This is a genomic window from Kluyvera sp. Awk 3 (genome assembly GCF_028069715.1).
GTDB classification, from domain to species: Bacteria; Pseudomonadota; Gammaproteobacteria; order Enterobacterales; family Enterobacteriaceae; genus Kluyvera; species Kluyvera georgiana_A.
Genome location: NZ_JANEWH010000119.1, coordinates 1 through 14,214, shown reverse-complemented (window position 1 = coordinate 14,214; position 14,214 = coordinate 1). Strand labels below are relative to the sequence as shown.

Here is a 14,214-nt window from a genome sequence, read left to right as displayed (position 1 = left end):
CTGTGGGCGCTGCAACAGGCGAGCTGGTTGCACGCGCTATTGCGGATATTTATTACCCTGGCGTGAAAATGTCAGACCTGACGGAGTTGCAAAAGCAGACCATCAGCTCACTGGCGAGTGTATCGGCGGGAATTGCGGGGGGGATTGCCGGAGACAGTACATCGGCGGCGGCAACGGGGGCGAGTGCCGGGAAGAATGCGGTTGAGAATAACTCTCTGAGCGAAGCCGCAGATTACCTTGCCACAGGTAAAAAACCGGAAGATAGATATCGTGATGCTCAGAACCAACTGAAAGAAGCCGTTGATGAGTTTAAGGCGAAGAACTGTGCAGGACTCAGTTCTGAGGCCTGTGGCGCGAAGATGGATGCGCACCGTGATGAACTGCTTGCTGCGTTCGCAGATGCTGGTAGTGACTTTATCCCTGTTTATGGAGATTTCAAGAGTTTTGCGGAAGCGGACAGTGCGCTGGGGTATCTTGCCGCGGTTATCGGGCTTATGGGACCGCTGGGCGATGAAGCCGGAGCTTTACTTAAAGGTGCTGATAAGGCACTCAAAGCGGGCAATCTTGAGGCTGCGTCAAAACTGATTGCGAGAGCTGGCGATGATATCAGTTCTGCGAAATACTTTGGTCAGGAGAGGAAGTACTGGAGTGCAGATCCCGTTGAAGTCAATGGCAATAAAGTTTATCAAAGAAATGACTTGTTTGATCCTAGTTATATTGATCCTAAGTCAGGTAAAACAAACCTTGAGCTGATGCAGGGAGGACGTGCGCCGATTGGTGCAGATGGGAAACCAGTAAATCTGCATCATATGTTGCAAAGTCAAGATGGGCCAATTGCGGAAGTAACTCAAAGCTTTCACAAAGATAACCATAGTACTATTCACATTAACGATAACAGCATTCCTTCTGGTATAAACCGTTCAGAGTTTAACAAATGGCGTTCTGATTATTGGAAACAACGAGCTAACGATTTCAGATAGGTGAAAGTATGACTAAAAGTTTGAGTGATGTGATTGAAGAGTTAAAGGCAGTATCTGGTGGTAAGAGGAATAATGTCCCCTTACCAGATGATGCTCTTATTGCTGAATATGAAAAGGGTATTGGATTCTCTTTTTCAGCAGATTATAAGAAGCTTCTCCAAGAAGTTGGCAATATATACTATGGACCAATCGAGTTATTGTCTGTTACAAGAGATAAAAAATTTTACGGTGAGTTATCTGTTGCTATAAATGATGCAGCAAGCGTCGGAGTGCCTGAATCGTGGTTGCCAATATGTGAAGATAATGGCAGTTATTACTGTCTAGACCAACAAGGGTGCGTCCGATATTGGAGTGGTGATGGCAGTAGTGAAGAGCAATGGCCTAATTTGGCTGCTTGGGTGAAAGATGTCTGGATCGATGGTAACTAAGGCAGGAGAGGGTTCTCATGCATTTCGTTGTAATTATAGCGGCGCAGCAAACTTTATGTTACTGCTACGCGGTAACATTTTTAGTGAAAAAGTGCATCGGGGCAAAAAGTTCGCGGGCCGGAAGTACAGCAGGTAAAATCGGTTGTAACTGACGGAAAGAACAGGGGAAAATCGTATCCATCACCACAATGCACGTCAGAGAGAGTTGATTTGATAGAGAAATGACTGCCTGTCGTAAAGCCGGTCGTGAATGCGGAGATATTCAGAACATGTATGCTGTAATTAGTGCTGATAACCGGCTGAAATTGCATATTGATGTGGCTGCCGACCCTCTGACGGCGCTGTCCGGGGAAGATAAATGGAATATTGAGGGCGGACTCAGCGCGGCAGGTCGGCCTGGCTGGCTGTATGGTTCGCTGGAAAACCCGGATGTGAAGGACTACGTCATTGAAGGTAACCGCTACGACTTAAACTATCTGAATAGCAATACGTCACAGGGTGATAGAGCTCTGGCTTTCTTCGGTGAGCCAGAAAATTATTGGGGTACGGTTGCCGGAGCGGGTTCGTTGTTAACGTCATCAGCCACGCTGACGGAAAAATTTGTTAGTGCCGGGCTGAGTTACGGAGCAAATGGGGCTGTCCAGGTTGCAACCGGCAATACCGGTGAGAAGTTCGATTACCTCAGTTTCATGATGTCAGGCTTAACCGGGATAGGGACAGCCGGGAAAGGATATTACACTAACCAATTATTGGGGGCCGGTAGTGCTTACATGAGCAGTCAGATTGAAGGCCAGGACAGTACCGCATCAGTAGTGGGCAGTATGGCCGGTACAGGTTTTGGCTATAATATTGGTGCTTCAATTACTAATAAGTTTGAATCACAGTATATAAAAATCAGCCAGGAATGGATGCCAGTAAGTATTCACTGAAATATTCGGAAAAGTCTATCGGATACGGTATATATCAGGGCGGTCAAATGAGCACATACCCTGGTATACTGGGTGGTTTTGGTGGTTCTGTAATCTCAGAATGGACTGGCAATGTGACGCAAAAAGAAGCTAATTGAGATAGTAAATGAAACATCCTCTATTAGAACTTATTAAGTTGGTGTTTATACTGGCAGTTACGTTCTCTATTGGAATGGTTGCTAGTACCTGGATGATCAGTAAAGGAGAGGTTTCCTTTTCGGAATATATCTTAGCTGGAAAAATTGGTGCAATTGTTGGTGTATGGGGAGGGGCAGGGATTTGGCTACTGCTCTATTTACAAGTACTAAAATATAATCGTAAGTAGTTGTTGTTGAGAATAACTGGCTGAGCAAGAAAGACAAAATTAACATCTTTGATATCAATCCAATGCTGAAAATCGGGATTGAGGATGTCGATGGAGAGTTACTGAAAGGCGGCGGTGGAATTGCTAAAAATGATAAAGCCAGCCTTACTGCGAAAGATAGTCCTATTTCATCAGCAAACAAACCAATTAACGGGCAAGGTATGTCTGCAGCAGCAAGAGTCTGGGAAAAGCATGCTGGCAGAGAGGGTGAAATGTTTGAACCTTTAAAAGGAAATGTGGCTCAAAGAATGAATCTGCGATTTAGTGAACTTCAGAAGAGTTTGGAGCGGGCGAAGGGAATCGAACCCTCGTATAGAGCTTGGGAAGCTCTCGTTCTACCATTGAACTACGCCCGCAAAGGTGTGCGAGAAGCATTATAAACCTTACTCCTCGCCTGGCAAGCACTCTGGGTGCTAAGTGACGATAAAATAACCGGTTAGCACTTCGGCTTACTGCCCTGCGGCGGTAAATAGCGCAGTGGATCGATAGCCGTTGCCCGGTAACGAATCTGGAAATGCAGCCGCACAGAATCCGCATCCGAACTGCCCATGGTGGCTATCTGCTGGCCAATCTTCACGCTCTGCCCGTTGTTGACCAGCAGTTTATCGTTGTGAGCATAAGCGGTAATGTAATCTTCGTTATGTTTAATCATCACCAGATTACCGTAACCGCGCAGCTGGTTGCCGACGTAAACCACCTTACCTGCCCCGGCTGCATACACCGGCTGTCCACGGCTGCCCGCGATATCGATCCCTTTGTTGCCACCCTCTGAGGTTGAATACTTCATCACCACTTTACCGCTGGCGGGCCAGCGCCAGCAGCGTTGCCCTACCGGCGGCCATGATGACTGCGGTACCGCAGAAGATGGCACCACTTTTGCTGTTTTGCTGGTTGTCGATTTTTTCGCACTGGATGAGGACGCGCCGCTCACCTTCAGCTTTTGTCCAACTTCGATAGTATACGGCGGAGAAATCCCGTTCATCCGCGCCAAATCTCGCACGCTGGTGCCCGTCATACGCGAAATTCGCGACAACGTATCACCACGCTTCACGGTGTAAACCGAACCGCTATAGCTGCCTTCTGATGAGTTACCCGCACAGCCAGACAGCGCCAGACCAATCGTCAGGCACATTAACAGTCGTCGTAGGGAAGAGATTTGGCTTCCTGCTCGCAAAACGAATCCTCAGGTCAAAAGCGTTCGAAGAATCTATGATAGCAGGGTAGCACGAGATGCTAAACCATCAGGGCTGTGGATTGGCATGAGAATGCGGCGCACAGAGAACATGAGCCATCCCGGTGGCTAAAAGGAGGCAGGGCTTGTTTTGGTAATGCCTTTTTCCCACTTATGGGCTACGCTGGTTGCCTGAGTATATGGCCCGGTGGGTTTATGCCGGGTCATCTTTCATTTTCAGGAGTTGCCATGGCAGGGGAACACGTCATTTTGCTCGATGAGCACGATCAACCGTGCGGATTACTGGATAAGTATGCCGCGCACACTCTCTCTACCCCGCTGCATCTCGCCTTCTCTTGTTGGTTATTTAACGATCGCGGCCAGTTTCTGGTCACCCGCCGCTCTCTCAGTAAAGTGGCCTGGCCCGGCGTATGGACTAACTCAGTCTGCGGGCATCCACAGCAGGGCGAGACCTTCGAACAGGCGATTGCCCGCCGCTGTCGCTTTGAGCTAGGTGTCGAAATCAGCCACATTACCCCGGTCGCGCCCGACTTCCGCTATCGCGCCGTAGCGCCTAACGGTATCGTCGAAAACGAAGTATGTCCGGTGTATGCGGCTCGCATCACCAGCGCCGTACAGCCGAATGCCGACGAGGTCATTGAGTACCAGTGGTGCGAACTCGACGACGCGCTGCATGCGCTAACGCTGACGCCGTGGGCGTTTAGCCCGTGGATGGTGATGGAGGCGGCAGACGCGAAGGCGCGTCAGGCATTGATCGATTTCGCCCACATCTAGCCCCAATCGCAGACATAAAAAAACCCGGCCATGGCCGGGTTTTTTACCTTTCGCTTTCGCGATTATTTCACCGGACGCATCGCCGGGAACAGAATCACGTCGCGGATGGTGTGGCTGTTGGTGAACAGCATGACCATACGGTCGATACCAATACCCAGACCCGCAGTCGGCGGCAGACCGTGTTCCAGCGCGGTAACGTAGTCTTCGTCGTAGAACATCGCTTCGTCATCGCCCGCTTCTTTAGCGTTAACCTGATCCTGGAAGCGCTGCGCCTGATCTTCTGCGTCGTTCAGCTCGCTGAAACCGTTACCGATTTCGCGGCCGCCGATGAAGAATTCAAAGCGGTCAGTGATTTCCGGGTTCACGTCGTTGCGGCGCGCCAGCGGAGAAACCTCGGCCGGGTACTCGGTGATGAAGGTCGGCTGAATCAGGTGCGCTTCTGCCACTTCTTCGAAGATCTCGGTCACGATACGGCCCAGACCCCAGCTCTTCTCAACGTGAATACCGATGCTTTCAGCAATGGCCTTCGCGGAGTCGAAGTTATCCAGATCCGCCATGTCAGTTTCCGGACGGTATTTCTTGATAGCTTCACGCATGGTCAGTTTTTCGAACGGCTTGCCGAAGTCGAAAGTCTGGTCGCCGTAAGGCACCGCGGTGTGGCCCAGAATATCCTGCGCCAGGGTACGGAACAGGGATTCGGTCAGCTCGATCAGATCTTTGTAGTCTGCGTACGCCATGTAGAGTTCCATCATGGTGAACTCAGGGTTGTGGCGAACGGAGATACCTTCGTTACGGAAGTTACGGTTGATTTCGAACACACGCTCGAAGCCGCCAACCACCAGACGTTTCAGGTACAGTTCCGGCGCGATACGCAGGTACATGTCCAGATCCAGCGCGTTGTGATGGGTGATGAACGGACGAGCGGACGCGCCGCCAGGGATCACCTGCATCATCGGCGTTTCCACTTCCATAAAGCCGCGGCCCACCATGAACTGACGGATACCCGCCAGAATCTGAGAACGCACTTTGAAAGTCTTGCGGGATTCATCGTTAGAGATGAGATCCAGGTAACGCTGACGGTAGCGCGCTTCCTGATCCTGCAGGCCGTGGAATTTGTCCGGCAGCGGACGCAGTGCTTTGGTCAGCAGACGCAGTTCGGTGCAGTGGATAGACAGCTCACCGGTTTTGGTTTTGAACAGCTTACCTTTCGCGCCCAGAATATCGCCGAGGTCCCATTTCTTGAACTGCTCGTTGTAGATGCCTTCCGGCAGATCGTCACGCGCGACGTACAGCTGGATACGGCCGCCAACGTCCTGCAGCGTAACGAAGGACGCTTTACCCATAATACGGCGGGTCATCATACGGCCCGCAACGGAGACCTCGATATTCAGCGCTTCGAGTTCTTCGCCTTCCTTATCATCATATTTCGCATGCAGAAGGTCTGAGGTGCTGTCGCGACGGAAATCGTTCGGGAACGGGATGCCCTGCTCACGCAGTGCAGCCAGCTTCTCGCGGCGTGCCTTCATTTCATTGTTAAGATCGACTACCTCGTCAGCGCCTTGTGCGTTTTGTTCAGACATGTTGGTTCCTCATAGCCCTGCTTTCAAACTTGCTTCGATAAATTGATCCAGACTTCCGTCCAGTACCGCCTGCGTATTGCGGGTTTCCACCCCAGTGCGCAGGTCTTTAATACGGGAATCGTCCAGGACATACGAACGAATCTGACTACCCCAGCCGATATCAGACTTGTTGTCTTCCATCGCCTGTTTTTCCGCGTTCTTTTTCTGCATTTCCAGTTCATAAAGCTTCGCTTTCATCTGCTTCATGGCCTGGTCTTTGTTCTTGTGCTGGGAACGGTCGTTCTGGCACTGCGTCACAATCCCGGTCGGGATGTGGGTGATACGCACCGCAGATTCCGTACGGTTAACGTGCTGGCCGCCCGCGCCGGAGGCACGGTAAACGTCGATACGCAGATCTGCCGGGTTGATGTCGATATCGATATCGTCATCCACTTCCGGGTACACGAACGCGGAGCTAAAGGAGGTGTGGCGACGGCCGCCGGAGTCGAACGGGCTCTTACGCACCAGGCGGTGAACGCCGGTTTCGGTACGCAGCCAGCCGTAGGCGTAATCGCCGGAGATTTTGATGGTCACGGATTTAATCCCGGCCACTTCCCCTTCGGACTCTTCGATGATTTCAGTTTTAAAGCCGCGCGCTTCTGCCCAACGCAGATACATACGCTCAAGCATGCTTGCCCAGTCCTGCGCTTCAGTACCGCCGGAACCGGCCTGGATATCAAGGTAGCAATCGGCGTTGTCATATTCGCCAGAGAACATACGACGGAACTCGAGCTGCGCCAGCTTCTCTTCCAGCGTGTCCAGCTCGGCAACGGCTTCGTTGAAGGTGTCTTCGTCGTTGGCTTCTACAGCCAGTTCCAGCAGGCCGGAAACGTCTTCCAGGCCCTGGGCCATTTGGTCGAGGGTATCGACGATCGCTTCAAGGGAAGAACGCTCTTTGCCCAGCGCCTGCGCGCGTTCGGGTTCGTTCCAGACATCCGGCTGTTCCAGCTCGGCGTTTACTTCTTCCAGACGCTCTTTCTTAGCATCATAGTCAAAGATACCCCCTAAGAACGTCGGAACGCTCCGTGAGGTCCTGAATGCGATTATTTACCGGGTTTATTTCAAACATGGTCTATTTTCTTTTAATGGACGAGAAAAATGCGGTTATAAGAGCGGAATCTTAGCGGATTCCCGCCCTTATTTACAGTGTAAGAGATGCTAAATCGGCCACAGATGCTCGATGATCAACTGTAAGCTCCGGTTGCCGCGAAACTCGTTAATGTCCAGCCGGTAGGCCAGAGTCACTTCGCGCACGCCGTTATCCGGCCAGGCGGTCGTGTCAACATTGAAAGCGATGCCGTCCAGCAGCGGGCCGCCGCCAACCGGTTCAACCATCACTTTCAGGTGACGTTCACCCACCAGCCGCTGCTGCAACAGGCGAAAACGCCCGTCAAACAACGGTTCCGGGAACATCTGCCCCCATGGGCCTGCGTCACGCAGCATCTGCGCCATTTCCAGCGTCATCTCCTGCGGACTCAGCTCGCCGTCGGAAAGGATCTCCCCTTGCAGCAGCGCCGGGTCCAGCCATTCGGTCACCAGCTCGCCAAAGTGGCGCTGGAACTCTTCAAAGCGTTCTTCTTCCAGCGAAAGCCCCGCCGCCATCGCGTGGCCGCCAAACTTCAGCATTAACCCCGGATGCAGCGTGTCCAGACGCTCCAGCGCATCGCGCATATGCAGCCCCTGAATAGAACGCCCGGAACCTTTCAGTTGGCCGTTCCCCGCGGGGGCAAAAGCAATCACCGGGCGGTGGAAGCGCTCTTTGATGCGCGAAGCGAGAATACCAACCACGCCCTGATGCCACTCCGGATGATACATCGCCAGCCCGCCGGGCAGCTCCGCGCGGCTGCGCTCAAGCTGCTCGCACAGCGTCAGCGCTTCCGCCTGCATCCCCTGCTCGATTTCTTTACGGGTCTGGTTTAAGGCGTCCAGTTCATTTGCCAGTACGCGAGCTTCACCAAGGTTGTCGCACAACAGCAGCGCCACGCCGACGGACATGTCGTCCAGCCGCCCGGCGGCGTTCAGACGCGGCCCGAGCGCAAAGCCCAGATCGCTGGCTACCAGCTTCGCGGCGTCACGGTTGGCAATCTCCAGCAACGCCTTGATGCCAGGACGGCAGACGCCCGCACGAATGCGGCTCAGCCCCTGGAAGGTCAAAATACGGTTGTTAACGTCCAGCGGCACCACGTCAGCCACGGTGCCCAGCGCCACCAGATCGAGGAATTCGACAATCTTCGGCGCCGCAATGCCGCGAGACTCAAACCAACCTTTCTCTTTCAGATGGTTACACAGCACCAGCATCAGGTAGAACGCCACACCGACGCCCGCCAGCGATTTCGACGGGAAGGGGCAATCCACGAGATTCGGGTTCACCATCGCATCGGCGTTGGGCAACGTTTCGCCCGGCAGGTGGTGATCGGTCACCAGCACGCGGATCCCGAGACTGTGCGCGTGATCGACACCGGCATGGGACGAGATCCCATTGTCCACCGTCATGATCAGTTGTGCGCCGCGCGCGTGAGCCTGATCGACCACTTCCGGGCTTAAGCCGTAACCATCTTCAAAACGGTTCGGCACCAGATATTCCACGCTGCGACAGCCCATCGCCCGCAGCGACAGTACGCTCAGCGCAGTGCTGGTTGCGCCATCGGCGTCGAAGTCGCCCACCACCATAATGCGCAGGTTATTCTCAAAGGCATCGTGCAGCATCTCGACGGCTTTCTCGACGCCGGTCAAGGTACGCCAGTGCAGCATACCTTTCAGGCCGCGCTCGAGGTCGTCCGGCGACTTCACGCCACGGCTGGCGTACAGGCGACGCAGCAGCGGCGAAAGCTCTGCGGGCAAGGTGATGGATTCATCCACCTCTCGGCGGCGAAGTTGTGTCTGTTGTTTCACGCGAATTATTTACCGCTGGTCTGTTTCTGATGTTCGTCGAGGAACGCTTTCATCTCTTTCGGGCCCTGATAGCCCGGCACCATAAAGCCATCGCTCAGCACGATAGCCGGCGTGCCGGTGACGCCAAACTGCACGCCCAGCGCATAGTGGTTCGCGATGTCGATATCGCAGGTCGCCGCCTGCACGCCCTTGCCGTTCATCGCGTCGTCGAACGCTTTATTGCGGTCTTTCGCGCACCAGATAGATTTCATATCCTGCTCGGCCTGGCTTTGCACGCCCTGACGCGGGAAGGCCAGGTAGCGCACGGTGATGCCCAGCGCATTGTAGTCTTTCATCTCTTCATGCAGCTTGTGGCAGTAGCCGCAGGTGATGTCGGTAAAGACGGTAATAACGTGTTTTTCCTGCGGCGCTTTGTAAACGATCATCTCTTTTTCCAGCGCCTTCAGGTGGGTCATCAGCAGCGCGTTGGTCACGTTAACCGGCTGCGCGCCGCTAACATCGTACATCGGCCCCTGGATGATGTGCTTGCCGTCGTCGGTGACGTACAGCACACCGCTGTTGGTCAGCACGGTCTTCATACCGGCGACCGGGGCGGGCTGAATGTCAGTGCTCTGTACGCCAAGCTTAGCGAGCGACTGCTTGATCGCGGCATCGTCTGCGTGCGCCAGGCCGGAGAACGCGGCGGCCAGCAGGGTAAACATCATTAAACCTTTTTTCATAATCAGTCCTTTTAAATCAACATCATGCGCGTGGATGATGCTGTTGGTGAAGTTGTCGCAGCCGCTCGGTCGCAACGTGCGTATAAATTTGGGTCGTCGACAAATCGCTGTGCCCCAGCAGCATTTGCACCACGCGCAGGTCTGCGCCGTGGTTGAGCAGATGGGTGGCAAACGCGTGTCGTAATACGTGCGGCGACAGCTTTTCGCTGTCGATTCCCGCTAGCTGGGCATAATGTTTAATACGATGCCAGAAGGTCTGTCGGGTCATCTGCTGCGCGCGCTGGCTGGGAAACAGCACATCAATCGCCACACCGTTCAGCAGCCACGGGCGGCCATGTTCCAGCCAGTTTTCCACCCAGTAGACCGCCTCTTCGCCCAGCGGCACCAGGCGTTCTTTATTACCCTTACCGATCACCCGCACCACGCCCTGACGCAGGCTGATGTCGCTCATCGTCAGGCCGACCAGTTCCGACACGCGCAGTCCGGTCGCGTAGAGTACCTCAAGCATAGCTTTATCGCGCAGTTCCAGCGGCTGATCCACCAGCGGCGCCTGCAACAGGCGTTCAACCTGTGCCTCACTGAGATCTTTCGGCAGCCGCTGCGGCAGTTTCGGCGAAGCCAGCAGCGCGCTGGGATCGTCCTGACGTATTTTTTCGCGGTACAGATGCTGGAAAAAGCGCCGCATGGCGCTCAGCAGGCGTGCGGAACTGGTCGCCTTATAGCCGCCCTGCTGACGCTCGGCGAGTAAGTTTTGCAGATCGTCGCTCTGAACGCTTTCCAGCGTCAGGTTTCGATGCGCCAGCCATTCGACCACCATGGTCAGATCCCGACGATAGGCGCTGAGGGTATTTTCCGCCAGATTACGCTCCAGCCACAGCGCATCAAGAAACTGTTCAATTCGCGCAAGATCCTTTTCCACTTCGAGCCCTCTGCGTGTTAAATCAGCACCATTATGCCTGAATCAGGCCCCTTTCTGGTACACTAGCCGCATCGTCATCGCAAGAATCGAGAGCAGTACGTCATGAATATCGGCCTTTTTTACGGTTCCAGCACCTGCTACACCGAGATGGCAGCGGAGAAAATTCGCGACATTATCGGCCCGGAACTGATCACATTACATAACCTGAAAGATGATTCCCCGGCCTTAATGGAGCAATACGACGTGCTCATTCTGGGGATTCCAACCTGGGATTTCGGTGAGATTCAGGAAGATTGGGAAGCGGTCTGGGAACAGCTGGATACGTTGAACCTCGAAGGTAAAATCGTCGCGCTGTACGGCATGGGCGACCAGCTCGGCTATGGCGAGTGGTTCCTCGATGCGCTCGGCATGTTGCACGACAAACTGGCGACCAAAGGCGTGAAATTTGTCGGCTACTGGCCGACTGAAGGCTATGAGTTCACCAGCCCGAAACCCGTCATCGCCGATGGACAGCTGTTTGTTGGCCTCGCGCTGGACGAAACCAATCAGTATGACCTCAGCGACGAACGCATTCAGAGCTGGTGCGAACAGATTCTCGGCGAAATGGCCGAACAGTTCTCTTAATGCTTAGTGGGCGCGGGCAGCTGCAGGAGAATCCGCCGCAGATCGCGCCACTCTTCCGGGTTCATGCTATCCGCCGCCAGCCAGAGATGTTGGCGACGACCGCCCGGACGGCGAATCCGTAGCATCATGCCCGAGTTCAGCATCCACGGTGCCCCCAGAATTTCCCACTCCTGATTACGCCAGCGCAACCGGGAATCCATCAGCAGCTTAATTTCCCCCTGGTGCGAGTGAATACGTCGTTGGCTGCGCACGCAGTCAAACACCACCAGCGACAATAAAATCAGCCAGAGCGGAGTGTAGCTCAGCGGCCACGGCATCAGCAGCACAAACGCTGCCACCAGCCCGTGGAGCAGGAGAGAAAGCCACTGTGAGCGCCAGGAGACGCGTAAATCAGATTGCCACAGGACCACGTTCCCGATTCCGTGTCTGAATAAGTTGCACCATGCGCTGAAGGCTAGTATCGGCCGGTTCGCCGTGATTCATCAACCAGTTGAAAAGGTCCGGATCGTCACACTCCAGCAGACGAATAAAGAGGGCCTTGTCTTCATCGCTCAGCGTGTCGTACTCATGTTCAAAGAACGGCATGATGGAGATGTCGAGTTCGCGCATACCGCGGCGGCATGCCCAATGGATACGGGCTTTATTATTGATGTCCATAATTTCCTTCCAGCATTACGTTGCTACTAGTTTAACGTGTTTTTTGCAGTTACTTTACTGGAATATCACGTTGCACGCGTCATATTCCAAAAAAAGCCATACAAAATGAAGGGTATTCATCTGATTACGAGCCGCTTCGCAGAACGCGCGAACGGCACAAAACGGCCATCGAAAGCGCTTGCAATGGCGGGCATCTCTTTTACCATGAACAAATAAGCGCGTTACTCAATTCAGGATATCAATATGGCTTTTACTCCTTTTCCTCCGCGTCAGCCCTCCGCCTCCGCGCGTTTACCGCTGACGTTAATGACGCTTGATGATTGGGCGCTGGCAACCATTTCTGGTGCCGACAGTGAAAAGTACCTGCAGGGCCAGGTGACCGCAGATGTGGCTCTGCTTGACGAGCACCAACATCTTCTGGTCGCTCACTGCGATGCCAAGGGTAAAATGTGGAGCAACCTGCGTCTGTTCCGTCGCCAGGACGGTTTCGCGTGGATTGAGCGTCGCAGCGTGCGTGAAGCGCAGCTGACCCAGTTGAAGAAATACGCCGTATTCTCGAAGGTCACCATCGCCGCTGATGATTCACTGGTGTTGCTGGGCGTTGCCGGATTCCAGGCTCGCGCCGCGCTGGCGAATCTTTTTACCGAGCTGCCGGGGGCCGAGAAACCTTGCCTGCAGGAAGGTGAAACGTCTCTGCTGTGGTTTGCTCATCCGGAAGAACGTTTCCTGCTGGTAACCGACGAAGCAACCGCCGAACGCGTCACCGAGGCATTACGCGGCGAAGCGCAACTTAACAACAGCCAGCAGTGGCTGGCGCTGAACATCGAAGCGGGCCTGCCGGTGATTGATGAAGTCAACAGCGCGCAGTTTATCCCGCAGGCTACCAACCTACAGGCGCTGGGCGGGATCAGCTTTAAGAAAGGCTGCTACACCGGTCAGGAGATGGTGGCACGCGCAAAATTCCGCGGCGCCAACAAGCGCGCGCTGTGGACGCTGGCAGGCAAAGCCAGCCGCGTACCACAAGCCGGTGAAGATTTAGAGCTGCAAATGGGCGACAACTGGCGTCGTACCGGCACCGTATTGGCCGCAGTACAGCTCGATGACGGTCAACTGCTGGTGCAGGTTGTGATGAACAACGATATGGAAGCCGACAGCGTATTCCGCGTGCGCGACGATGCCAACACCTTAAGCATCAAGCCGCTGCCGTATTCGTTAGACGAAGAGTAAGTTGTTTTGTGCAATCCCGGCGTTTACGCCGGGATTGGAGACTGGGCCACAGAATGGTTACGCCACCTGCCCCACGTACAGATAAATCGCCAGAAAATGACAAGCGCTGCCGCCCAGCACAAACGCGTGCCAGATAGCGTGGTTGTAAGGGATCCGCTTACAGACGTAGAAAATAACCCCCAGCGAATACACCACCCCGCCGACCGCCAGCAGCGTCACGCCGCCAATCGCCAGCTTCACCGCCAGTTGATACACCACAATCAGCGATAGCCAGCCCATCGTCAGATAGGTCACCAGCGACAGCACCTTAAAGCGATGCGCGATGGTTAACTTAAACAGGATCCCCAGCAGCGCCAGGCTCCAGATAACAATCATCAACCCGCGGGCGAGCGGAGAGTCAAGACCCACCAGCAGAAACGGCGTGTAGGTACCGGCAATCAGCAGGTAGATGGCGCAGTGGTCGAATTTCTTCAGCCAGACTTTGGCCCGCTGCGAAGGAATGGCGTGGTACAGCGTCGAGGCGAGAAACAGCAGGATCATGCTGCCGCCATACAGGCTATAGCTGGTGATAGCAGTCGCGCTGGCGTTAGCGTCAACGGCCTGCACCAGCAACAAAACTAGCCCGACGATGCCGAGCACAAAACCGACACCGTGACTAATGCTATTGGCAACTTCCTCTGCCAGAGAGTATCCCTGATGAATGAGTGGTTTCTTATCCATTACGCGCTCCGGGCGAACGACAAATCAAGCAACGGCACTAGCGTAACTGAGAATGGTTCCAGTGAACACATGTAAGCTAAAATAAAAAGATGATTTTTTGTAAAATAAGAATAATCAATAAGTTAACAAAC

The 14,214-nt window shown here is 54.0% G+C and carries 16 protein-coding genes and 1 tRNA gene; 7 read left to right on the top strand and 10 right to left on the bottom strand.

The window, feature by feature from the left end:
• The 4 genes from NNN71_RS19550 to NNN71_RS19535 form a co-directional block, all read left to right on the top strand.
• Positions 1–980, top strand: a 980-nt coding sequence (locus tag NNN71_RS19550) for an HNH/ENDO VII family nuclease (protein WP_271459144.1), incomplete at its 5' end; no start/stop codon positions are given.
• Between the two features lie 8 nt (positions 981–988).
• Positions 989–1,408, top strand: a complete 420-nt coding sequence (locus NNN71_RS19545) for an SMI1/KNR4 family protein (RefSeq protein ID WP_271459143.1) — start codon at positions 989–991, stop codon at positions 1,406–1,408.
• Between the two features lie 221 nt (positions 1,409–1,629).
• Positions 1,630–2,337, top strand: a complete 708-nt coding sequence (locus tag NNN71_RS19540) for a hypothetical protein (RefSeq protein WP_271459142.1) — start codon at positions 1,630–1,632, stop codon at positions 2,335–2,337.
• A 145-nt stretch (positions 2,338–2,482) separates the two neighbouring features.
• Positions 2,483–2,701, top strand: a complete 219-nt coding sequence (locus NNN71_RS19535) for a hypothetical protein (protein ID WP_271459141.1) — start codon at positions 2,483–2,485, stop codon at positions 2,699–2,701.
• 321 nt (positions 2,702–3,022) lie between these two features.
• Here NNN71_RS19535 and NNN71_RS19530 read toward each other — a convergent pair.
• A tRNA-Gly gene (locus tag NNN71_RS19530) sits at positions 3,023–3,096 on the bottom strand.
• Positions 3,097–3,176: 80 nt separating this feature from the next.
• Positions 3,177–3,872 (bottom strand): amidase activator ActS, encoded by a 696-nt coding sequence (gene actS, locus NNN71_RS19525; protein ID WP_223803880.1) that lies wholly within the window; start codon positions 3,870–3,872, stop codon positions 3,177–3,179.
• A 288-nt stretch (positions 3,873–4,160) separates the two neighbouring features.
• On the opposite strand from actS, the gene idi reads away from it, so the two are divergent.
• Positions 4,161–4,706: an isopentenyl-diphosphate Delta-isomerase gene (gene idi / locus NNN71_RS19520; protein WP_271459140.1), complete on the top strand. Its 546-nt coding sequence runs from the start codon at positions 4,161–4,163 to the stop codon at positions 4,704–4,706.
• A 62-nt stretch (positions 4,707–4,768) separates the two neighbouring features.
• On the opposite strand, the gene lysS is transcribed toward idi, so the two are convergent.
• The 5 genes from lysS to xerD all read right to left on the bottom strand — a co-directional run bounded on the left by lysS (position 4,769) and on the right by xerD (position 10,855).
• Complete coding sequence (lysS, locus tag NNN71_RS19515) at positions 4,769–6,286, bottom strand: lysine--tRNA ligase (protein ID WP_163446062.1); 1,518 nt, start codon at positions 6,284–6,286, stop codon at positions 4,769–4,771.
• Between the two features lie 9 nt (positions 6,287–6,295).
• A protein-coding gene (gene prfB / locus NNN71_RS19510) for a peptide chain release factor 2 (protein WP_271459139.1) occupies positions 6,296–7,394 on the bottom strand; the annotation gives its coding sequence in 2 pieces (ribosomal slippage) (positions 6,296–7,318 and positions 7,320–7,394; 1,098 coding nt in all).
• Positions 7,395–7,483: 89 nt separating this feature from the next.
• Entirely contained in the window at positions 7,484–9,217 is a 1,734-nt protein-coding gene (gene recJ, locus NNN71_RS19505; protein ID WP_271459138.1) for a single-stranded-DNA-specific exonuclease RecJ, read from the bottom strand.
• 5 nt (positions 9,218–9,222) lie between these two features.
• Positions 9,223–9,936, bottom strand: coding sequence for a bifunctional protein-disulfide isomerase/oxidoreductase DsbC (gene dsbC, locus NNN71_RS19500; protein WP_065355981.1), 714 nt, complete (start codon positions 9,934–9,936; stop codon positions 9,223–9,225).
• Positions 9,937–9,958: 22 nt separating this feature from the next.
• Positions 9,959–10,855, bottom strand: coding sequence for a site-specific tyrosine recombinase XerD (xerD, locus tag NNN71_RS19495; protein WP_064542785.1), 897 nt, complete (start codon positions 10,853–10,855; stop codon positions 9,959–9,961).
• A 102-nt stretch (positions 10,856–10,957) separates the two neighbouring features.
• Here xerD and fldB point away from each other — a divergent pair, with 102 nt between their 5' ends.
• Positions 10,958–11,479 (top strand): flavodoxin FldB, encoded by a 522-nt coding sequence (gene fldB, locus NNN71_RS19490; RefSeq protein WP_064542782.1) that lies wholly within the window; start codon positions 10,958–10,960, stop codon positions 11,477–11,479.
• Here the strand turns inward: fldB and NNN71_RS19485 are convergent.
• On the bottom strand, positions 11,476–11,889 hold the full coding sequence (locus NNN71_RS19485; RefSeq protein WP_271459137.1) for a protein YgfX: 414 nt from the start codon (positions 11,887–11,889) through the stop codon (positions 11,476–11,478). The genes fldB and NNN71_RS19485 overlap by 4 nt on opposite strands.
• Positions 11,870–12,136, bottom strand: a complete 267-nt coding sequence (gene sdhE / locus NNN71_RS19480) for an FAD assembly factor SdhE (RefSeq protein WP_163446059.1) — start codon at positions 12,134–12,136, stop codon at positions 11,870–11,872. The genes NNN71_RS19485 and sdhE overlap by 20 nt, the downstream gene beginning before the upstream one ends.
• Positions 12,137–12,379: 243 nt before the next feature.
• On the opposite strand from sdhE, the gene ygfZ reads away from it, so the two are divergent.
• Positions 12,380–13,363 (top strand): tRNA-modifying protein YgfZ, encoded by a 984-nt coding sequence (gene ygfZ / locus NNN71_RS19475; protein WP_271459136.1) that lies wholly within the window; start codon positions 12,380–12,382, stop codon positions 13,361–13,363.
• A 57-nt stretch (positions 13,364–13,420) separates the two neighbouring features.
• Here ygfZ and trhA read toward each other — a convergent pair whose 3' ends face one another.
• Positions 13,421–14,083: a PAQR family membrane homeostasis protein TrhA gene (gene trhA, locus NNN71_RS19470; RefSeq protein WP_223803877.1), complete on the bottom strand. Its 663-nt coding sequence runs from the start codon at positions 14,081–14,083 to the stop codon at positions 13,421–13,423.
• Positions 14,084–14,214 lie beyond the last annotated feature (131 nt).